The following is a 20,781-nucleotide window of genomic DNA, read 5'->3' on the forward strand; positions in this document are numbered from 1 at the left end:
CATTATAGAACGTATGGAGAGTGTTATTGCATTGCTGCCTTAATGTATCAAGATAGAAAGCTAAACATCTCAAGATACTAGCTTAGTATCAAGTGTTTAATGCCTGCCAGTTTATCTATTTATAACCATTTGTTAGCATTGGGACAAACAACAAAACATTGGAATCGTTATGTCGCAGTCACCTATAGATCGAAAGGCTTCAGAGCAAGCTCCTTCCTTATCTCAAATCAACGTGTTTCCGGTTAAATCAGTAGGTGGGATTGCACTCTCTTCTGCTTGGGTCGAAAAACAGGGCCTTACCTTCGACAGACGTTTTATGTTGGCGTTGGCTGACGGATCAATGGTGACGGCGCGTAAGTACCCTAAAATGGTCAAGGTGTCTTCTAGCTTGCAGCCAGACGGCTTGATTTTTACTTATGAAGGTAAAGAGCCGCTGCGTCTGAAATATGCAAACTTCAAGATGCAAGAAGCGCCTGCAACGGTGTGGAAAGATAGCTTCACTGCGTATACCACCAACGACGAGGCGGATGATTGGTTCAGCGATGTGCTTGGTGTTCGCGTAGAACTGCTGTTCTGTGGTGAGCAATCTAATCGTGTTCGAGAAAAGCTTGGTCAGAATGTCAGTTTCGCCGATGGTTACCCGATGTTAATCATCAGCCAAGCTTCGCTTGATGAGTTGAATCGCCGTAGTCCTGAAACGCATTCCATGGATCAGTTCCGCACCAATTTTGTCGTCTCAAACACTGAAGCGTTTGCTGAAGATGGTTGGAAGCGCATTCGAATTGGTGAGGTTGAATTCGAAGCGGTGAAGCCTTGTGAGCGCTGTATCCTAACGACAGTCGATGTTGAGAGCGGCGAATTCAGAGCAACAAAAGAGCCACTCAATACCTTTTCTACGTTCAGAGCCAATGAACGTGGTGGCGTTTTCTTTGGTCAGAACCTTGTGGCGAAAAATGAAGGTCTGGTGAAAGCGGGTGACGTTGTTGAGGTACTTGAAACCAAAGAGAAAGAACACTACGAAGACTCTTGGGTCGAGTCACTGCACTTAACTTGCGTCGAGCGTGAAGAGATCGCTCGCGACTTCACAACCTTTTGGCTAGAGCCAGCGAAAGAGAACAATTTATTACCAAGCTATCAGCCGGGGCAGCATCTACCGATTGAAATGGTGATTAATGGCGAGAAAGTGTCTCGTCGTTACACGTTATCTTCTAGCCCTTCACGCGCAGGTCGTTTGGCGATTTCCGTGAAGCGAGTGGACGATGGTCAAATCTCAAACTGGCTCAATGACCACTTCCAAGTCGGTGACACGCTAGTTGCTCAGAATCCAGATGGCGCATTCTACTTAGAAGATAACCCAACACATCCATTACTGCTGTTATCAGCGGGAAGCGGCATCACCCCTATGTTGTCGATGCTTCGTTACTTAGCCGACCATGGTCAGATTGATGATGTGGTGTTCTATCACCAATGCAGCAGTGAAGAAGATATCCCTTATCAAGCTGAGATTGATAAGATCGCTCGCGAACATGCTGGTCTAAGTGTGATTTATTCACTAAGCCAACCAACGAAAGAGTGGGATGGTTTGTCAGGTCGTTTGAGTGTGTCTCATGTCGCCAAAATTGAGGACCTTCATAAGCGCCAAGCATTCGTGTGTGGCCCTGACGGCTTTATGGATAATGCCAAGAAATTGCTGATTCAAATGGGGCTGAATCCTCAGCATTATCATCAAGAAGCGTTTGGTGTTGCTCAATCAACGGAAGAAGCGGTGAAGCAACTGCAGTTGAGCGTTAACGGCTACCTGTTCGAAGGCAACAACCAATCAACACTACTAGAGCAAGCTGAGTCGGCAGGTGTGTCTATCGCATCAAGCTGTCGCGCGGGTTTCTGTGGTGCTTGTAAAGTGACCCTTGAGTCTGGGCAAGTTCATCAACCTGATGTACCGGCGTTGCAAGATCATGAACGCAACATGGGGCAAATACTGGCGTGTTGCAGTGTGCCTCAAACTGATATCGAAGTTGTAGACTAACTCGGTAGGTCGGAAGGCCAGAAAGAAAAGCACATTGAATAGAAAAGGCCGGAAGTTCACTGAAATGAACTTCCGGCCTTTTTGATTCTAAGATTAATTCAAACAATTAATCGTAGATCGTTGGGATCGGTTGACGCTTGTGCTGTGTTGCTTTGTAGATGCCTACTAAGCGGTCTGACACGTCTTGAGGGACTTCTTTACCTTCAAGGAAATCATCGATTTGGTCGTAAGAAAGGTTCAATGCTGCTTCGTCGGCTTTCTGTGGATCAAGCTCTTCTAGGTCGGCAGTAGGCACTTTCTTAACCAATAGCTCTGGCGCACCTAGCGTTGCTGCAAGTTCACGAACTTGACGCTTGTTCAGGCCAAACAAAGGCGCTAAATCACATGCGCCGTCACCGTGCTTGGTGTAGAAGCCAGTGATATTTTCAGCTGAGTGGTCAGTACCGATGACAAGACCGCCAACGTAACCTGCAATTTCGTATTGTGCGATCATGCGAGCTCGAGCTTTCACATTGCCTTTCACAAAGTCGATTTTTGCTGAATCTGTTGGTAGTAGGCCTGTGCCCTCTAGAGCAATGTGAGATGCAGCGTGAAGCCCATCAACACCCGCTTTAATGTTTACAGAAACAGATTGAGAAGGCTGAATGAAAGACAGCGCAAGTTGCGCTTCGTCTTCATCTTTTTGTTCACCGTAAGGCAGGCGAACCGCGATGAATTGGTAGTCGTTGCTACCAGCGTTTTCATTTAGGCTATCAACGGCCATTTGTGCTAAACGGCCACAAGTTGTCGAATCCACACCGCCACTGATACCAAGGATCAGAGACTTGCAGCCTGACTGCTGAAGTTTCGTTTTAATAAAGTCCACACGACGAGTCACTTCGAAGTGAGGGTCAATTGAAGGTAGTACGCGCATTTCGTCACGAATTAACTGTTCCATTCGTATTCCTTTCCTGCAAGCAAATTAAAAATCTAGTGTTATCATACCTAAATCATCCGATTTAAAAACCTCTTTGCACAAGCTTAGAAAGAGAAGGTAGTAATAAACAATGGAAAAAATAGCCATTTTCGGTAGTGCGTTTAATCCACCGAGCTTAGGGCACAAAAGTGTGATTGATTCGTTGGCTCACTTTGACAAAATTCTACTCGTTCCAAGTATTGCCCATGCTTGGGGAAAAGAGATGCTAGACTTTGATATGAGATGTCAGTTAGTTAACGCATTTATTAGCGATCTTTCACTGGATCAAGTGGAGCTTTCTTTGATCGAAAAGAGCCTATTTACCCCAGGTGAAAGCGTCACGACTTATGCAGTGCTCAGTGAACTTCAAAAGTTACATCGTGACGCTGAACTGACGTTTGTTATTGGCCCAGATAACTTCTTTAAGTTCTCATCTTTCTATAAATCAGATGAGATTACCGAGCAGTGGTCTGTAATGGCTTGCCCTGAAAAAGTGAAAATTCGCAGCACAGACATACGTAATGCACTGATAAGTGGAAGCGATGTTGCAAAACTGAGTACAAAGTCAGTTACAAAGATGTTGCAAGATAGTGGACTGTATCAGATAATGTAAGTTCACTAATCAAGAGGTCAGAGGACTATGCTAAAGATCGCGATACCAGCGACGTTGATCATGGCAGCATGTAGTATGCCTGCGTATGCTGAGTGTGATTTTTTTAGCTTAGATTCAATCATGCTGACTTCTGATGAAGATGACAATTGTCTAGATTTCTCGACCAGCATTGAGTCTTTTGGCCAACGTATGATGGAAATCAGTGGGCTGAGCGATGATGAACCGGAAAGCACACCGGACTATTGGTCTGACTGGGTTCTTCAAACCAAAGACTCGCCATTGCTGACACAAAGCATTGAGTCAAACTATGTTGGCTTGGGTATGTGGTTTCCAGAAGACCTTGAAGATGAGCAGTATGATATGTCGACTGAAGAGTGGTTGATGAATCATGGTCTTCAACTCAGCATCGGTTTTGGCGAGAAAGTCGAAGGGCAGCCGCGTATGCGCTTTGATTATCGTTGGCACGACTCACGTGACGCCGACCTAATGATGCAGGTTGAGTTGCCATTTTAGACAGGCAGATACACAGATAGATTGCTATCTACGTCTAAATAGTAAGAATTAAAAAAGCCGCAAAAACTCAGTTTTTGCGGCTTTTTAGTATCTGGCTTGCGAGTTTTAATACCAGCACTCACTTTCCGGCAAGCTATAAATCTTCACCAAAAACAAGCATACACAGTTGCTCGAACTCTTCTTCTTTACCTGAGAACAGATCATCAATCACAAGTGAACGTTTTTGACCTGACTGCATGCGCTTCTTCGCTTCTCGCATCACCATCACCAGAGTGTGCTCTTGTGGCAGGTTTGAATCATCAATGTTCCATTGATTGAATCGCTGAGAAAGAGCACTTTCGCAAAGCAGTGGTTTAAACGACAACACTTCTTGCTTCAAGACAGAAAGCATATCTTTAAACGCTTGTTCCGTATTATTGGCATTGGAAGCACGAGCTTTGGTTTGTTCTAGCTTTTCTAGTAGTGCCGAAGAGAGGTTCGTTTGCGTGATGTAACCCGCTTGTCTTGGGAATGAATCCGTCAAACGAACAGAAAAATCGACACGGTTAACCTGAGTGTTTGGAAAGTAGGTCAGTGACGTTAGGCAGTCGTATGGAATCCAGACGCTTTGTCCTGGTTCAACGGCATACTCTTGTTTGCCTAACTTAATCAAAACCAAGCCACTTTGAACCGATACAAGGCTATGTTTAAGTACTTTCTTGCGTGGTGTGATCACCAAGTGTGAAAAGTAAGCCGATGTATATTCAATAGCGAAGTTCATAGATAGTACCTTAATTTTGGGGCGTCAAGATTACCGTTAATCTTAAAGAATGCCAACAATAACAGGGGATTTTCAATGTTTCTGGTCTGACCTTGTCAAAAGTATGGGCTCTGTAGCTGCGAGAAGTCAAAACAACGCGTAGAATGAGCCAGCTTTTTATTATATGAATTAAAAAATGACCTCTCCAACCGATCCATATGTTGATATTCGTCCTTACGGCGATGATGAAATTCCAGCGGCACTAAACCGTCTTATTAATGATGAAGAATTTATCAGTGCAATCTTGCACTACCGTTTTTCAAACCATGCGTCTTGGTTCAAAGCATTAATGAGCCCGATTTTGCGTGTGTACTTAAAAATGAAGTGGAGCAAGCTGACTAGCGTTGAATCCATTCAGATTGAAGTGAAAAAGTACTTACGCGACACGTTAGCGAAAACCACTAACGGTGTGACGTACACTGGTATCGAGTCACTGGATGCGAACCAAGCTTATCTGTTTGTATCAAACCATCGTGACATTGCTATGGATCCTGCGTTAGTAAATTACGCTCTGCATCAAAATAATCATCAGACTTGTCGTATCGCTATCGGAGACAACCTGTTGAAAAAGCCATGTGCGACTGAATTGATGCGTTTAAACAAGAGCTTCATCGTAAAGCGTTCTTTGAAAGGACCGCGTGAGATGATGAAAGCGCTAGGGCAGTTGTCTTCTTACATTAAGCACTCTCTAGAAACGGGCAACTCAATCTGGATCGCTCAAAAGGAAGGTCGTGCGAAAGACGGTAACGATTTTACTGAGCCAGCAATTTTGAAAATGTTCCACGTTGAAGGACGTAAGCAAAAAATTGCTTTCCCTGAATACGTGAAGTCATTGAAGATTGTTCCTGTGGCTATTTCTTACGAGAACGACCCATGTGACACGGCTAAAGCGATAGAGCTTTTCGAAAAAGACGTAAACGGCAGTTACGAAAAGGGTGAGTTTGAAGATATCGAAAGTATCATTCAAGGCATCATCGGTGATAAAGGACGCGTTCACGTTGGTTTCGGTCAGGTTATCGACCAAGATTTTGATACGCCTGAAGCGCTTGCTGAAGAGATCGATCGTCAGATCCACGATAACTACAAACTGTTCCCAGTAAACTTGCTTGCAGCAGAAAAAGAAGATGAGTCGATTACAGCGGCCGTTAAACAAGAGTTTGAAGCTAAACTGTCGAGCCTGCCACAAGGTGCGCGTCAGTACTTGATCGATAGCTACGCCAACCCAGTGAAGAACATTGGTTAACGAGCGTTAGTTAGCTTGCTAGTTGATTAGCAACTTGATTGAATTGAAAAAGGAGCCTTGGGCTCCTTTTTTGTTTCTGAATCACCATTTGTTGCGGCGATCGAGCATTAACGTATTAGAGCATTAGAGCATTAGAGCATTAGCCTGAATTAGCGAGCGACTGCACCACCGAGATCTAGATTGGTTGGCCATTTGGTTACGGTGTTGCCGCCCAGATAGATGTTGCCTTTGACTGTCATGGTCTCGGGGAATGTTGTAATCCCAGAACCACCTATATAAAGGTCGCCGTCAATCACGATCCCGTTGGGTAACTCGGTTAAAGGAGTGCGGATCACGCTCAGATCGCCTTTTACTCTAAAGCCATTCGGTAGCCTTTCCAGTGGAGTGTCGGTGAGGTTGATAAAGCCGCCCACTCTTACACCTCTTGGCCAGCTGGTGATTTGGCTGCCAATCAAGTCGACGTAACCTTTTATCTTAACCCCGCTCGGGACTCGAGCGAGTTGGCTGTTAGAGCCTTTAAGGCTGCCGTTCACTTCTAACCCTTTGGGTAGGCGTGTGATCGCAGTATTCTCTATATTGAGATTACCATCTACCACCAAGCCAGTTGGAAGTGATGTATAAGGCTTATTTCGTAGATATAAGTTTCCGTAATTATCGAGATGGTTCAATATTTGATAGTGATCGAGTGGTTCAGCACTGACATTTGTTATGGTTAAGGAACCAATAATAAGTGCAATTATTCTGAGCATAACAGGCTTCTTATTACGATAGACGTTTACACTATAATGGAAAAATTAATCTCGCATAGTGTTTTACCCATTTGGCGGTAGATTAACGAGGAATGGAGCAAAGATGATAGGTAAATTAATGATTAGAGTAAATATACGAATTATTAAGGTCTTTCTGATAGCCGCTTCAGTGTTTGGTTCAATGTCTGCGAGTGCCAACAAAGTAATTTCAACGCCCGGTAAAGCTGCGGTGGTGGTGACACAAGGCGGTCAACAGCAACGAGTTTGTTATTACGATGACAAGGCTTATAGCATTGGGGCAGTGTTAGAGGTGGGGGGCGTAGTGATTCAGTGCGCTGCAGAAAACGATTTTGAGCAAAATGGGTCACTGGCTTGGGTTCAATTAAAAAAAGACGAGTAATTCACTCGTCTTTTAATAAGCATATAAATGCTTATATTAACGCGCTAGAGAGCGAGTCTTAAGTTCAAAAATAATCTTCTCAGCGCTAACTTCAAATTTAAAGCGAGCGTGCAACTCTGTGCTTTCTTCAGTCATCTCTGATGCTTCGAACTCAACGTTGCTAGACACTTGTTTAGCAAGTTCAACATACTTAGCAAACTCAGCTTCAATCAGTGCTTTTGAGTTTCCGTAAACCGTTACTTCAGCAACATCGTCGCCTTCTTTAATGATGAACCCGATTTCGCCTGCACAGCCGCAAGCCTCACATACATCGTTGTTACCAATATCTTGGCTCATAAATAATCCTCTTACAAAGTCTGAGGTTATTCTAACGAGCAATTTGAACTGTATCTACAAAAATTAAAACCTTTGAACTAATTTATACTGGTATGCTATGTTGTTTGTTAAGGTGTTTGATGAATATCTATATTCGCGCCGCCAAATATGTATGTGATTTACCTCACGTTTTGTTGAAAAGGAATGTTATTAATATGTCAGAATATCATTCACTTAGTTGCGCCAGAAATGATTTTATAAGACTATCTATCGCTTGATAGGTATTTATACAATGAATTTTTCGTTGGGTATTTCATATTCTAAGTCGTTATTTAAACTTATCGACTTAGGATTGTAAGGTGATTTTCGAAGAATAATTAGACAAAGTGTCCAAAGAGGCATCACTGTAAAATTGTTCGTACATAGTATTTGTGTGAATTTAGTTATAAATACTTGCGAAAAAATACCTTGCTCACATAATGCTGATAACGATTTTCATTCTGACTTCATTTGATTGAGTTAGATGGATTTACAAAGAGAAGAGCCTGAATATGCCAAAGCGTAGTAAAGAAGATACAGAAATCACGATCCAGAAAATCATGGATGCCGTTGTAGACCAGCTACTAAGATTGGGTTACGACAAGATGTCATACACGACGTTGAGTCAACAAACGGGTGTTTCTCGTACAGGTATAAGTCATCACTTTCCAAAGAAAACGGATTTTACTGCTGCTCTAGACGGTCGTATTTTCAAGATGTTCGTGGAACACATTGACTTCGAAAATGGCCTTGACGCATTTTCAGCTAGCTGGGTTGCAGCACTTGAAGACGCTGAGTTCCTAGCAATCTTACGTTTACTTTTCCATCATATCGTTACTGCTGAGAGCGCGCATGAGTTCGCTGCAAACGGTATTGATCGTCTATACAAGCTGACTGAAACTCAGTTTGGCGATACTAGCGGTAAAGAGCTAGAGTGGCTGATTGGTAAATCATTGATTCGTATGAGCCAATAATCAGCACTCAATAAAAGAAGCTCCTACGGGGGCTTTTTTTGTGCTTGCAGTTTCACTTCTTGTACGTTTTTCTCTCAATCCCACATCGATGTCGCAGTCTTGTTGATTGATGCTGAATGATGTTATTTCCTTTCTTTTTATATGCTTACGCTCGCGGCTTGTTTTACTCTTCAGTGTTAAAAGCTAAGTAACCCTAACGGGTAGTGTTCATTTCTAGAGCCTCAAATGCTCAAGGTGAGTCGTTTTGGTGCTTGCTGCTGTGGTTATTAATAAAATTGAGTTTAAGCCGAGATAGTGGCTGTGAGCCAATAAAAAGCCCCGAACAAATCGAGGCTTAGGATTACGTCATTGTTATCAAGAACGAATACTCAAAACGAGTCGCTCCTTAATCGGACTTATTGTGCGGGGTGAACCTGAGGGAAGCTCATGGTTGGGTGTTTTTCTACGATACTTTTGTAACCATACACATCTTCTATCATCGAAGGTTTCAGTGCATCCCAAGGCTTGCCATCACACACCAAATTGCCATCTTTCAATACCACCAATCGATCGGAATACTGCGCGGCTAAGTTGAGATCATGCAAAACCACGATAACCGCGGCATTGTGGTTATCGGCTAATTCTCTCGCAATCTTTAAGGTGTTGTGCTGGTGGGCAAGATCCAGTGCAGAGGTTGGTTCATCAAGCATCAAAATACATTGGTCACCAGAGTGGTGAAGCTGAGTTAACACTCGAGCCAAGTGCACTCGCTGCTTTTCACCGCCTGATAGCGAAGGATAAAGTCTTTCACTCAGGTGAGTCACATCAGCAACATCCATTTTTTGGCTAGCAATGCTGGTCAGCTTCTTGTTGGATTCTTGCAGAGGAATCCCACCAAGCTCGACAACTTCATGTGCCAAGAATGGGAAGGTCAATGTGCTGTGTTGAGGAAGCATAGCAAGGTGCTTCGCTAACTTGTGAGAAGGCCACTTGTCTTTGCTGTGTCCAAAGTATTGAATATCGCCGTTGCTTGATATCTCTTGGCATAAAGCTTTAAGCAGCGTGCTTTTACCTGCGCCATTTGGCCCAAGCAGTGTAGTTACCTTTCCCGCTTCAATCTCAATAGAAACGCCATCTAATATCACTTTACTGCCGAACTTCACTTCGATATCGGTCGCTTTTAAAGCTGAAGGAAACATTAAAGGATTCTCCCTTTCTGTTGAAATAGTAGATATAAGAAGAATGGGGCACCGATAATCGCAGTGACAATACCTACAGGTAGCTCTGCCGGAGCAAGTACCACACGTGAGAACATGTCTGCGGCGGTTAGCAGCAGTGCGCCTAGTACCGCTGATAGTGGCAACAGAACTCGATGATCTGGGCCTGCCAACATGCGACCTAAATGTGGGATAACCAATCCAATAAAACCAATCATGCCAGACAGGCTAACTGTGATACCAACGCCCGCAGCCGTCAGTAGAATCAGCTTTCGTTTCAGCTTTTGAACTGGGATACCAAGGTGTTGCGCTTCTGACTCGCCCAGTAATAGAGCATTTAGAGACATCGCTTGGCGGTAGAAAACAACAAACAAGCCAACGAGCGTGACAGCTGCCAGCAAAATTCCTGACCACTTAGCGCCCGCCAATGAACCCATCGACCACAATGAAAGATCGCGCAGCATTTGGTCATCAGCAATGAAATTCAAGAAGCCAATACCTGCGCCAGAGAGCGCACTGATCGCCACACCCGCCAACAACATGATGGTGACAGAGGTGCCGAATTTACCTGTACCCAGCTTATACACCAGCAGCGTGGTTAAAGCGCCGCCAAGAAAAGCGAACACAGGAACCGCAGCAAAGTTCATGAAAGCAGGGTATTGAAGCGATAGCTCAGAGAACAAAACGATAGCCAGTGCAGCACCTAATGCTGCGCCCGCAGACACACCTATGATGCCAGGTTCTGCAAGTGGGTTTCGAAACAAACCCTGCATCACTGCACCACACAAGGCGAGGATCGCACCAATCAGCATGCACAAGATGGTTCTAGGTAAGCGGATCTCTTGAATCACTAAGTTGATGTGAGGTGCTAAGTCATTGTTTGGTTTAATTAAGCTTGTGGCGCTGTCCGCTAAGCTAATGTTCATTGGCCCAACAGTGATCGAGTACAGCGCGACAAAAGCTAGGGTTGCACCTAGAGCTAACATCGACGTTTTCAGTGGGACGGAGCGTAACAACATAAAGGGCCTCAATATCTATCGCTAACTTCGACCTCCTTCAACAACAGCGTGAGTCAGTTGGTGAGGGAAGCGAATTAGCGATAGCAGAAATAGGGTGGTTGAGTTATAGCGGGTAGATAAGTGCGTTTAGACGCTTTGCTTCAGAGAGGCTTTCTAGGCCAAGCCCGCCAACCAAAGCACTGCCATTTACGGTAATGATTTGCTTGTTCATACCTGCAGGCGTTGCCGCTAGCATAGGCAGTGATTTCAGGATGGCATCTGCGCCGCCCATTTTTTGATAACTACGGCCGCTTACTAAAATGACATCAGGTTGCATCTCAACGAGTGATTCCATTGAAAGTGGCTTGTAAGACGTTAAGCTCTGAGCGGCAGGGTTGATACCGCCAGCTAACTCGATGATTGCGTTTGGTGATGTTTCACCGCCAGCAACGTTGGCAGGGCGACCTTCATGTAGCAACAGGAATAGAACTTTCTTCGCTTCGTTGCTTGGTACTTGGTTCGCTTTCAGTGCTGCGATCTTTTGATTCACATCGGTTTTCACTTGCTGCGAGTGGTCTTCGGTATGGGTGATCTTTGCGATTTGGTCGATACGCTTTAATAGCCCTTCCACGTTTGCTTCAGTGTTAACAATCTCTACATCGACGCCTGCCGATTTTAATTGAGAGATAGCGTTGTCTGGTCCCATTTCATCCGAGCCAATCAATGTGGTTGGCTCTAGGGCGAGTAGACCTTCAGCAGACAGGTTTCGGTGATAACCAATCTTTGGCAGGTTTTCTGCTTGAGGAAAGTGGCTGGTCACATCAATCGCGACTAGCTGCTCTTCAGCACCTAATGCCAAAACCAATTCAGTAACGGCACTACCGGCACTGATGATTCGAGGTTGTTCAGCGTCGTTGGCCATTGCGGGTGCGCTAAGTGCCAGGCTCATAGCGGCAACTGAAAGGAGATGTGTCTTGGTCTTTAATTTATTGAGCACGTTTAAGTTGTTCATAATAAGTTCTTTATATTTTCTTTTTGTATCGCGAAGATACTCAGTGAGCAGTCCGTTCGCATTGTGAGTTCGAATCGATAGAGAGGCTTAGTTCTGTCTATTTGGTCTTAGCTATTAGGAGCCAAATTTTATAAACGCTAGGCCTCATAAAAATTGAGTGTTGTTCTAGCCATCGTCCGTGAGCAGTTGAGTCGCTGGTATTCCGTTCTCTTGAAGGAATGAAAGCAACTTCACTAGGTTTTCAACATTGGCGGCTTTATCCGCGCCAATGATGATCGGTTTTTTATCCGTTGAGCCTGTCTCTTCTAACAAGGCAATCTTGAAGTTTTCCCAGTTGATATACTCTTGGCCGTTAATCGCCCAGTAGGGGGCATGGTCTAGGATGTTGACGCTAATCGAGTCTTTGTGGACTTCAGAAACGTTTTTAACATCCGAGCTTGGTAGCTCAACTTCTAGCGATTCCAGCTTTACCGATGCCGTAAGCAGTAGAAAAACCATCACGATAAAAATGATGTCGAGCAGCGGTGTTAAGTCTGGCGCTAGGCTCTGTGTGTGAGATGAGTGGGGCGTTTTAATCATGCTTGACTCACATCACCGATAGAGGTTTTGTTGATAGGCTTACCTTGAGTATCATCAGACTGATTGGTTTGAATCGACATGCCTTCTAGCCACACATTCACATAGTTCAATGTATGCTCCAATTGAGCCAGCACTCGATCGGCCCATAGCCCTAGTAGCTGAGCACCAGAAATAGCAGGAAGCGCAATCATCAAACCTGCTGCTGTGGTTCGCATTGCTAATCCAAGACCGTCTGCCAAATCATTAGGCGTGATGCTGCCTGTTGTCGCGGCAACGCCTTTAAACATCTCAATAAGACCAAGTACCGTACCAAGCAAGCCGATGAGTGGGCTGATCACGCCGATCAAACCAAGCAGTCTTAAACCTGCATGAAGCTGGTGGCGTTTTTCTTGTAGCCAGATCCCAGCGGCATCTTCACGTAACCCTTTTGAGAAAGAGTGGTGAGCAAGCAACATTGACACGCCCTTGTACAAGAGCGGGCGTTTACCTGAAATCGACTGAGCAAGCGCTTCAATCTCTTTGCTGTTGGTTGGTGAAATTTGGTTAAGCTCACGACGAATAGCACGTTTGCCCACACCAATGCTGAGCATGACTTGGAAGACACGTTCAGCGATGATCATTGCTGTTAATGCTGAGCAGATAAGAAGAGGCCAAGTCATTAAGCCAAGTTGATCTTGTAAGTAACTGATTTGTTGCATGATTAATCCAACCTAAAACGAACAGGTATTTGTACTCGGTGAGCAATCGCTCGACCATTGACAGTGTGAGGTGAGAATTTCCATTGTTTAATGGCATCTAATGCGGCGTTATCGAGCATTAGCGCGCCTGATGAATTTACTAATGCTTGTTTAATTTGTTTGCCTTCAGCGTCTAGCCAGATCTCATAAGTCACGACACCTTCAACGCCACGACGTCTTGCTTGGCGAGGGTAATTCGGTGGGGTAGGACGCGCAGAGAACGAAGGCTTAGTGACTAAAACCGGCTCTTGGTTTGATACGCCTTGATTTACTTCCTGAGGCTGGTTGGCAGACTCGTCCATATTCTTATCGACTTTCTTGTCGGCCAGTTTCTCTGGTTGAGTGGCTGGTTTTGGGCGTTCTTTCTTAACTACCTTTTTCTCAGTTACTGGTTTCTTTTGAACCGGCTTCTTCTCGACAACCTTTTGCTCAATCACTTTTTTCTCAACTTTCTTTGGTTGAGGTTTATTGGTGATCGCTTTTTTCTTTGGGGTTGGCTTAGCTTGCTTTGGCTCAACCGTTTTTGGTTCGGCTTGTGAGACGGTTTCTTTTATTGGCTCAGGTTTAACTGGCTCTGTGATTGTTTTTTGCTGAGCTTGTGAAGGAACGCTCTTAGGAGTGAAGTTGATCGATACCGTGTTCGATTGGCTACCTGCAGGCATCGCAAATACTTTGGATTCTTGAGCGACAAACAACAACGCGGCATGAATCACTAACGATGCACCGCCTGCAATAACATATCTAGGAACGTTCACAATCAATCCTTTACCAAATCAAAATTCCGTATCGGATTATTGCTTAGAATCTAAATAAGATCAATTATCAATTGCATTATCATTTGCGTGTATTTATGATTCTCTCAGTTTTTAGCGAATAGTCTTCCAGACTTTGCTATGTAAGTGTTCAGAGAGATTATATGAGTCTTAATATTTATAAATTTGACGAATCAATCTTGGGCGTTTCTAGCCCTGATCCGCTTCGTTTTGCGTTTGCGAAAAAGCATTCTGCACACGCCGGAGGAAGTTCAATTCCGGTCGACCCCAGTAAGAAGTTAGAACTCTTTGACGAACTGATGCTGAGTGAAGGGAAAAAACAGGATACGCGTTGCTTGTATATCCACATTCCTTTCTGTCGTGTGCGTTGTACGTTCTGCAATTTCTTCCAAAATGCCGCAAGCCGTAAATTAGTGGATGAGTATTTCGATGCACTGATGGTCGAGCTAAAGCAGAAAGCCAAAACACCTTGGGCTCAGTCTGGACTATTTCACGCCGTCTATATTGGTGGCGGAACTCCCACCGATTTGTCGTCTCAACAAGTTGAGCAGCTGGGTAAAGCGATTCGTCAATATTTCCCACTAGCAAACGATGTTGAGATGACATTGGAAGGGCGCATCAATCGATTTGGTGACGAGATGTTTGATCGTGCGCTTGAAGGTGGCTTCAATCGTTTCTCGTTCGGTATTCAAAGTTTCAATACTCAGGTTCGACGTAGTGCTAAGCGCCTAGATGACCGAGAGGTTGTGCTAGAACGTATCAGTTCACTAAGCCGCACCGAGCAAGCGCCAATCGTTCTTGATCTGTTATACGGATTACCACACCAATCTATGGAAGTGTTCCAACAAGATTTAGAAGACTACATGTCTACTGGCGCACACGGCATTGACCTCTACCAACTGATTGTTGCGGGCAATGCACCTATGCTTAATCTTGTTGAGAAAGGAAAAATCCCACCGCCTGCGAATACGCCAGATAAGGCGAGCATGTATTTGGCGGGTGTGGAGTTCATGGCAAAAAATAAGGTCAAGCAACTGAGCGTAAACCACTGGACTCGTGATAACCGCGAACGCAGCATTTACAACAGCTTAGCGAAAACTTATGCCGAAGTTCTACCCATTGGTTGTGGCGCTGGTGGCAACATCGGCGGTCATGGTGTGATGCAGCATCGAACTTTAGACAGCTACATGGAGTCTATAAAGCAAGGTCAATTACCTATTGCCATGATGACTAAGCAAAGCTCATTAGAGCCTATCTTCTCAACATTAAAGGCAGGTTTCGATTCTGGTGTTGTTAGAAGAAGTACGCTACCGAGATTTATGGGGCAAGATACGTTCGACTACCTCAAGCCTTTGTTCGCGCATTGGGAAAAGAACGGTTTAGTTGAGCTTTCGGAAGATTATCTGAGCCTGACTATTGCTGGCAGCTTTTGGGCGGTAAGCCTAGCGCAGAGTGTGATTCAAGTGCTTAACGCTGAATACCAAGCTATGCACCCAGCGCCTAAAGCGTCAGGTTCGGGCGTACACCCGCATGCAAGTTTGAAGCACGCTTAATATCGAATTTTTAGTTTATAACTTACTCGTTTATACGGAACATATTCAATGACAGATACAACATTAGAAATGACAGAAACTCTAGAACAACGCGTAGCTCTAATTTTAGAAGAAGAGCCAAAACTACTGCCAACAGCAATTGCTGAGAAGCTAGGTGTTTCAGAGGTTGAAGTGGTTGCTGCTTTTCCAAACGACATGGCGGTAATGCTAGATGGCAGCCGTGCTCAAGAGATTCTAGAAGGTTTAGTGGGTTGGGGCCCTGTGACCACTATCGTGCATTCATTTGGTTCTATCTTTGAAGTTAAAGCGCCATTCCCGAAAGGTAAGGTAGCGCGTGGTTACTACAACCTAATGGGCAAAGAGGGCGAGCTTCATGGTCACCTTAAACTTGATAACGTTAAACATATCGGTTTGGTGAGCAAGGCGTTCATGGGTCGTGAAAGTCATTACTTCGGCTTCTTCAGTGAAACCGGTGAGAACATTTTTAAGATTTACCTAGGCCGCAACGAAAAGCGTGAGCTTATTGCCGACCAAGTAGAACGCTTCAAAGCGCTAAAAGAACAAGCTTAAGTTCAATTTACAGTAAATAATCAGCAGCAATCTTACATAGGGTTGCCAACTGGCTTAAACAAGACATCAATGCTCGAGGATCGTTTAGTTCGCTAATGATCGCTCAACCTTGGGCAAAAATAATAAATCAGAGAAAGTGAAGAAAGGAATTACCCATGGAACAGCAAGTAAAACAAGAACGTCTACAAGGTCGCCTAGGTCCAGAAATTAAAGAGTTTCGCCAAGAGCGCCGTACCCTTCAACTTGCAACGGTTGATGAAGAAGGTCGCCCGAACGTAAGTTACGCACCTTTCGTTCAGAACCAAGAAGGTTACTTTGTTCTAATTTCTGATATTGCTCGTCATGCTCGCAACTTGAAAGCGAACCCTCAGGTCTCTTTGATGATGATTGAAGACGAAGAGAGCTCGAAGCAACTTTACGCACGTAAACGTTTAACGTTTGATGCTCAAGCAAGTGTTGTGGAGCGTGAAACGGAACTTTGGACTCAAGTGATTGGCCAGATGCAAGAGCGTTTTGGTGAAATCATTGATGGTTTGAGCCAACTTCAAGACTTCTCTCTGTTTAACCTTAAAGCTGAGAACGGCCTGTTCGTTAAAGGCTTTGGTCAGGCATACCAAGTGTCAGGCGACGATCTGGTGGATTTCGTTCACCTACAAGAAGGCCACAAAAAAGTGTCTAACGAGTAATCTCGTTTAACTGATTTCTTCAGGAGCCCTCCAATGTGAGGGCTTTTTTATGTCTAAATCAAAGAGTTTGGTATATTGGCGTTTGATGACTATTTATGTGTAAGGATCGGTACGTGAAACCAGTAAGTCGAGATTGGGACGAGTTTTGTTATCCGTTTATCTATGAAGACAGTCCTATCTGTGATTTTGAGATTTTGTCGGATGAACTTTGTTGCCGAGTTGGATTGGTGTTGTCTTTAGAGCTAGAGCCTCAGGTTCGTGAGATCCTGCAACGCTTGCAGCCAAACATCTATCACTTGAATGGCTCTGTGCGCGGTAAGCTTGCCATCACCGAGTCTGAATTGGTCGAGCTCAAGCAAGACTATCATCGTATCCGTGAGCAGCTAGAAGGTGGTTTTAAAGGCTTTGTCTTACCCGGTGGGCACCGAGTGTCTAGTGAACTTCACTTGTGTCGCTGTCAGGCTAAAAAGGTCGTGCGAGCTTTGGTGAGTATTGAACATCATGAAAGCAAAAAGTCGCCAGACCCGATTCTTTTCAAATACGCCAACTTAGTCGCGAACACACTCTATGCATTGGCGTCTTTTACCAATCATGTCAATGAAGTTGAAGAAGTGGAATTTGTGAGTAAGAGTTATTCTATGCCAAAGAAATCTTAAGGAAGAGCTCTATATTGATTCATATCTAATATCTAATCCTTAAGAAGCTAAGAAGCTAAGAAGCTAAGAAGCTAAGAAGCTAAGAAGCTAAGAAGCTAAACCATTAAGCATGATTCTAGGTTTAGCTTCCAAAATAGCATCTAAGCAGCCGTAGAGGCGCCGTTTAAGACTTTTGCGCCGCGTAGCATAGCTTCGATTAATTCACCCGCGTTGAACTTCTCAAGCGCTTCATGCGCCCCCACCTGATTAGCACGGTCGACACAGATCTCACTGGACAGTGAGGTATGCAAAATACAGTAAGCGTGACTTAAAGCGCTGTCGTTTTGCACTTCAAATGCAAGCTCATAACCATCTAATCCCGGCATCTCGATATCACTCACCAGAAGATCAATGGCATTGCCAGCGCTGGCTTGGCGTCGCATTAGGTCGATGGCATCTAAGCCGTTGTTACATATGCTGTAAGGGATGTTGATGCTGTCTAAGGCATCAGATAACTGTTTACGTGCAATCAAAGAGTCATCCACTAATAAGATGTTCAATGCTTTGAGGCGTTCCCTTTCTACATCGGTCAGCATCGGGATATGAGCATTCTCATAAGCTGGGTAGATCTTAGAAAGCAGCAGTTCCACGTCGAGCATTTGCACAATACGGTCTTCGAAACGTGTAATACCGGTAACAAACACATTGCGACCCACACTGGTGGGTGGAGATTCAATGCTCTTCCAGTCGCATTCAATGATTTTATCAATTGAACGAACCAAGAACGCCACAACTGTTCTCAAACAGTCAGTAACGATGAGTACACAATCTTGGTATTCAGCGGGTGTTATCGGACGGAAGCCAATCGCAGCGGACATATCAATCACAGGAACTGTAAGGTCGCGGATAGTCACGGTGCCAATCACATGGTGATGAGAGTAGGGGATTTGGGTCATCGGTTGAAAAGGGACGATTTCCCTGACTTTAAGCGTGCCAATCGCAAAACTTTGAGTGAGGGACAATTTGAACATCAACATTCCCTGTGACTGACTCGCTTTACTGATCGGTTTGGCCATAATTGGCTCCTACTTAATACGCGCTTAATTTATAAGGATTAATTTAAAGGGAAATGGAAGCCGCAGCAAGTCGCGATGCGGTTTTTAATGGCCTTTAAGGCAGTTGTTTTCGGTTATAGAGTGAAGAATAGCGGTTCTTGGGTTAAAATCACGCTAAACGCTGGCTGTCGATGAATTTATGTCGATAAGCCGTTAGCGGCAAACAGATTTACAACAGTCAGTTCATTCGCGATGTTCTAAGTAATCGTCGTAAGTAAACTGGCAGCAACAAACTGAGAATTATCATGGCAAGAACAGCAGCAGCGCTTCATATTTTGGTGAAGCATAAAGAACTAGCAGAAGACATCATGACGCAGCTTAAAAAGGGCGCTAAATTTCAAACGCTAGCGAAGAAACATTCAACCTGTCCATCTGGTAAAAAGGGCGGCGACCTAGGTGAGTTCAAAAAAGGTCAAATGGTGCCTCAGTTTGATAAGGTTTGTTTCTCTGGCGAGACGCTTGTACCACACCTTGTGAAAACAAAATTTGGCTGGCACGTCGTGAAGGTTCTTTACAGAACTTAGTTATAAATATGTGTTAGATTGAATAAAAGGAGCGTATATACGCTCCTTTTTTGTGACTTTTGTGCGCGTTTTAAAGCACTACGGTTGAGTGTTCATCCCAGACGTTATGCGATAATTGGTGCTACGCCCTCAACCATCCACCGTGAGTAATTGGTAGGAGGAGGAGGGTTTTTAATGAGTAACTCATATAATAAATGCCATTCTTGAGGAAATTTATTGCAGCTTTGCCTTTTAGCCTTTGCCTTTTCTAAAAAGCTGTAAACGAGTTTGGTAGGAGAACAACATGGAGAGTTCAGCTATGTTAAGCAAACCAGCGACAGATGTCATATTGCATGCCTTTGACTGGTGCTACGCTGACGTAATGAAGAACGCCCCACTGATCCAAGAGTTGGGTTATAAATCTGTTTTAGTATCACCGGCGATGAAATCGCTGCGCGGCCCTAAAGGTTGCGATCGAAATTCTGGCACTCAATGGTGGCAACGCTATCAGCCCCAAGACTATCGTGTGATCGATAATCAGTTGGGTGACACACAAGATTTTAAAGCGATGGTCGACACGTTAAAGCGACATGGGCTTCGTACTTATGTGGATGTGGTGTTTAACCACATGGCCAACGAATCGGGTATCCGCGGTGATCTAACGTATCCCAATCAGCAAGACATGGCGTCTTATCAAAAAGATGCTGACTATTATGAATCCATACGTTTGTTTGGTGACCTTTCTGAGCCTCTATTTGATGAGAACGACTTCGTGGAGGCGTTTGGCATCAAGAACTGGAAAGACACTTGGGAAGTGCAAAACGGGCGTATTACCGGTGGCGCGAGCGACCCTGGCCTGCCAACGCTGCTTGATAACGATAATGTGGTGGCACAGCAAAGAGCCTACCTAAAAGCACTGAAAGAGATTGGTGTGAAAGGGTTTCGCATTGACGCGGCAAAGCACATGACACTGGCACATCTACGCAAGGTGTGGACTGATGACATCTGCGAAGAAATGCACATCTTCGGTGAGATCATTACCGATGGCGGCGCGACAGAAGAAGAGTATGAGCTGTTCCTTGAGCCTTATCTTAAACACACTCGCTTAGGCGCTTACGATTTCCCGTTGTTCAACACCATCTTCAAAGCATTTGAAGAGCAGGGCAGCTTTAAGTCTTTGATTAACCCATACTGTTTTGGTCAGGCTCTGTCGAATATGCGAGCGATCACGTTTGCGGTCACTCATGATATTCCCAATAACGAGGTGTTTTTGGAGCATGTGATGGATGAAGTGGATGAGCGATTGGCTCATGCTTTCATTCTTGGTCGAGACGGCGGTGTGCCGCTTGTTTACAGTGAACTGAGCACCAGCGGTATTCTGGACAAGAGCGGTCAGCCTCGTTGGCTTAACGACTGGCAAGCGCCTTACATGAAAAGCATGATTCAATTCCATAACCATGTTCATGGCGAAGCGATGCGTGTGGTTGAAGCGAATGATGATTTGTTGGTGTTTGTCCGTGGCGATAAAGGCATTGTGGTGATCAACAAGTCGAAGCGAAGCAAAACAGCCTCATTAAATTGGACTGGTGCGGTAACCGATTTACTGTCGGATGATGTGTTTGAATGTGTTGGTAAGGATTTAACCATCAAGGTGGAATCGAACCAATGCATGATGTTAACGACGAATGAATTGAAGCCTGTCACGAGTTAACTTGGATAGACTAGAAAGAGAAGCCCCGCTTACTGGCAATCAGTAATCGGGGCTTTTTATTTTAAGCTATTGCTCGGTAACTAAACC

The 20,781-nt window shown here is 44.5% G+C and carries 23 protein-coding genes; 12 read left to right on the plus strand and 11 right to left on the minus strand.

Going from position 1 to position 20,781, the window contains the following annotated elements; translation table 11 throughout:
• Positions 1 to 169: 169 nt before the first annotated feature.
• Positions 170 to 2,026, plus strand: coding sequence for an MOSC N-terminal beta barrel domain-containing protein (locus tag AB6D58_RS05855; RefSeq protein ID WP_372156708.1), 1,857 nt, complete (start codon positions 170 to 172; stop codon positions 2,024 to 2,026).
• A 106-nt stretch (positions 2,027 to 2,132) separates the two neighbouring features.
• Here AB6D58_RS05855 and nadE read toward each other — a convergent pair whose 3' ends face one another.
• Positions 2,133 to 2,963: an ammonia-dependent NAD(+) synthetase gene (gene nadE / locus AB6D58_RS05860; RefSeq protein ID WP_102393916.1), complete on the minus strand. Its 831-nt coding sequence runs from the start codon at positions 2,961 to 2,963 to the stop codon at positions 2,133 to 2,135.
• A gap of 109 nt (positions 2,964 to 3,072) precedes the next feature.
• On the opposite strand from nadE, the gene AB6D58_RS05865 reads away from it, so the two are divergent.
• Positions 3,073 to 3,594: a nicotinate-nicotinamide nucleotide adenylyltransferase gene (locus AB6D58_RS05865; protein WP_017067959.1), complete on the plus strand. Its 522-nt coding sequence runs from the start codon at positions 3,073 to 3,075 to the stop codon at positions 3,592 to 3,594.
• Positions 3,595 to 3,621: 27 nt separating this feature from the next.
• Entirely contained in the window at positions 3,622 to 4,107 is a 486-nt protein-coding gene (locus tag AB6D58_RS05870; RefSeq protein ID WP_372156710.1) for a hypothetical protein, read from the plus strand.
• 133 nt (positions 4,108 to 4,240) lie between these two features.
• Here the strand turns inward: AB6D58_RS05870 and AB6D58_RS05875 are convergent, their stop codons facing one another.
• Positions 4,241 to 4,867 (minus strand): hypothetical protein, encoded by a 627-nt coding sequence (locus tag AB6D58_RS05875; protein WP_017064307.1) that lies wholly within the window; start codon positions 4,865 to 4,867, stop codon positions 4,241 to 4,243.
• A 175-nt stretch (positions 4,868 to 5,042) separates the two neighbouring features.
• Between AB6D58_RS05875 and AB6D58_RS05880 the strand changes: the two genes are divergently transcribed.
• Positions 5,043 to 6,149 carry a 1-acyl-sn-glycerol-3-phosphate acyltransferase gene (locus AB6D58_RS05880; RefSeq protein WP_017062764.1) on the plus strand — a complete coding sequence of 369 codons (1,107 nt, stop codon included), beginning with the start codon at positions 5,043 to 5,045 and terminating at the stop codon, positions 6,147 to 6,149.
• A 149-nt stretch (positions 6,150 to 6,298) separates the two neighbouring features.
• Here the strand turns inward: AB6D58_RS05880 and AB6D58_RS05885 are convergent, their stop codons facing one another.
• Positions 6,299 to 6,898 carry a hypothetical protein gene (locus tag AB6D58_RS05885; RefSeq protein WP_017062763.1) on the minus strand — a complete coding sequence of 200 codons (600 nt, stop codon included), beginning with the start codon at positions 6,896 to 6,898 and terminating at the stop codon, positions 6,299 to 6,301.
• Positions 6,899 to 7,001: 103 nt separating this feature from the next.
• Here AB6D58_RS05885 and AB6D58_RS05890 point away from each other — a divergent pair, with 103 nt between their 5' ends.
• Positions 7,002 to 7,298 (plus strand): YnjH family protein, encoded by a 297-nt coding sequence (locus tag AB6D58_RS05890; RefSeq protein ID WP_017067955.1) that lies wholly within the window; start codon positions 7,002 to 7,004, stop codon positions 7,296 to 7,298.
• A 36-nt stretch (positions 7,299 to 7,334) separates the two neighbouring features.
• Here the strand turns inward: AB6D58_RS05890 and AB6D58_RS05895 are convergent, their stop codons facing one another.
• Positions 7,335 to 7,634, minus strand: coding sequence for a YfcZ/YiiS family protein (locus tag AB6D58_RS05895; protein WP_017062761.1), 300 nt, complete (start codon positions 7,632 to 7,634; stop codon positions 7,335 to 7,337).
• A gap of 530 nt (positions 7,635 to 8,164) precedes the next feature.
• Here AB6D58_RS05895 and AB6D58_RS05900 point away from each other — a divergent pair.
• A complete protein-coding gene (locus AB6D58_RS05900; protein ID WP_017062760.1) occupies positions 8,165 to 8,626 on the plus strand; it encodes a TetR/AcrR family transcriptional regulator in 462 nt (153 codons plus the stop codon).
• Between the two features lie 395 nt (positions 8,627 to 9,021).
• On the opposite strand, the gene AB6D58_RS05905 is transcribed toward AB6D58_RS05900, so the two are convergent.
• From AB6D58_RS05905 to AB6D58_RS05930, 6 genes are all read right to left on the minus strand, one after another.
• Positions 9,022 to 9,804, minus strand: coding sequence for a heme ABC transporter ATP-binding protein (locus tag AB6D58_RS05905; protein ID WP_050620596.1), 783 nt, complete (start codon positions 9,802 to 9,804; stop codon positions 9,022 to 9,024).
• Complete coding sequence (locus AB6D58_RS05910; protein ID WP_017064312.1) at positions 9,804 to 10,841, minus strand: iron ABC transporter permease; 1,038 nt, start codon at positions 10,839 to 10,841, stop codon at positions 9,804 to 9,806. Before AB6D58_RS05910 ends, AB6D58_RS05905 begins: the two co-directional genes overlap by 1 nt.
• Positions 10,842 to 10,944: 103 nt before the next feature.
• Complete coding sequence (locus tag AB6D58_RS05915) at positions 10,945 to 11,832, minus strand: hemin ABC transporter substrate-binding protein (RefSeq protein ID WP_017064313.1); 888 nt, start codon at positions 11,830 to 11,832, stop codon at positions 10,945 to 10,947.
• Positions 11,833 to 11,997: 165 nt separating this feature from the next.
• Positions 11,998 to 12,411, minus strand: a complete 414-nt coding sequence (locus AB6D58_RS05920; protein WP_017064314.1) for a biopolymer transporter ExbD — start codon at positions 12,409 to 12,411, stop codon at positions 11,998 to 12,000.
• A complete protein-coding gene (locus AB6D58_RS05925) occupies positions 12,408 to 13,109 on the minus strand; it encodes a MotA/TolQ/ExbB proton channel family protein (protein ID WP_017064315.1) in 702 nt (233 codons plus the stop codon). Before AB6D58_RS05925 ends, AB6D58_RS05920 begins: the two co-directional genes overlap by 4 nt.
• Before the next feature lie 2 nt (positions 13,110 to 13,111).
• Positions 13,112 to 13,903, minus strand: a complete 792-nt coding sequence (locus AB6D58_RS05930) for a TonB family protein (protein WP_372156712.1) — start codon at positions 13,901 to 13,903, stop codon at positions 13,112 to 13,114.
• A 161-nt stretch (positions 13,904 to 14,064) separates the two neighbouring features.
• Here AB6D58_RS05930 and hutW point away from each other — a divergent pair, with 161 nt between their 5' ends.
• From hutW to AB6D58_RS05950, 4 genes are all read left to right on the plus strand, one after another.
• Complete coding sequence (hutW, locus tag AB6D58_RS05935; protein WP_017062753.1) at positions 14,065 to 15,474, plus strand: heme anaerobic degradation radical SAM methyltransferase ChuW/HutW; 1,410 nt, start codon at positions 14,065 to 14,067, stop codon at positions 15,472 to 15,474.
• Positions 15,475 to 15,522: 48 nt separating this feature from the next.
• The gene (gene hutX / locus AB6D58_RS05940) at positions 15,523 to 16,044 is read left to right on the plus strand and encodes a heme utilization cystosolic carrier protein HutX (protein ID WP_016784265.1); all 522 of its coding nucleotides are present in this window, start codon (positions 15,523 to 15,525) and stop codon (positions 16,042 to 16,044) included.
• Between the two features lie 155 nt (positions 16,045 to 16,199).
• Positions 16,200 to 16,730 carry a heme utilization protein HutZ gene (gene hutZ, locus AB6D58_RS05945; RefSeq protein ID WP_004731858.1) on the plus strand — a complete coding sequence of 177 codons (531 nt, stop codon included), beginning with the start codon at positions 16,200 to 16,202 and terminating at the stop codon, positions 16,728 to 16,730.
• Between the two features lie 113 nt (positions 16,731 to 16,843).
• Complete coding sequence (locus AB6D58_RS05950; protein ID WP_004731855.1) at positions 16,844 to 17,386, plus strand: ATP:cob(I)alamin adenosyltransferase; 543 nt, start codon at positions 16,844 to 16,846, stop codon at positions 17,384 to 17,386.
• A 140-nt stretch (positions 17,387 to 17,526) separates the two neighbouring features.
• Here the strand turns inward: AB6D58_RS05950 and AB6D58_RS05955 are convergent, their stop codons facing one another.
• Positions 17,527 to 18,441 (minus strand): chemotaxis protein, encoded by a 915-nt coding sequence (locus AB6D58_RS05955; protein ID WP_017062751.1) that lies wholly within the window; start codon positions 18,439 to 18,441, stop codon positions 17,527 to 17,529.
• 281 nt (positions 18,442 to 18,722) lie between these two features.
• Between AB6D58_RS05955 and ppiC the strand changes: the two genes are divergently transcribed.
• Together ppiC and AB6D58_RS05965 are read left to right on the plus strand one after the other, a co-directional pair.
• Complete coding sequence (ppiC, locus tag AB6D58_RS05960) at positions 18,723 to 19,004, plus strand: peptidylprolyl isomerase PpiC (protein WP_258185064.1); 282 nt, start codon at positions 18,723 to 18,725, stop codon at positions 19,002 to 19,004.
• A gap of 283 nt (positions 19,005 to 19,287) precedes the next feature.
• Positions 19,288 to 20,694, plus strand: coding sequence for an alpha-amylase family glycosyl hydrolase (locus tag AB6D58_RS05965; RefSeq protein WP_017062749.1), 1,407 nt, complete (start codon positions 19,288 to 19,290; stop codon positions 20,692 to 20,694).
• Positions 20,695 to 20,781 lie beyond the last annotated feature (87 nt).

It is taken from the genome of Vibrio sp. 10N.239.312.D08, from assembly GCF_041466145.1.
GTDB classification, from domain to species: domain Bacteria; phylum Pseudomonadota; class Gammaproteobacteria; order Enterobacterales; family Vibrionaceae; genus Vibrio; species Vibrio crassostreae_C.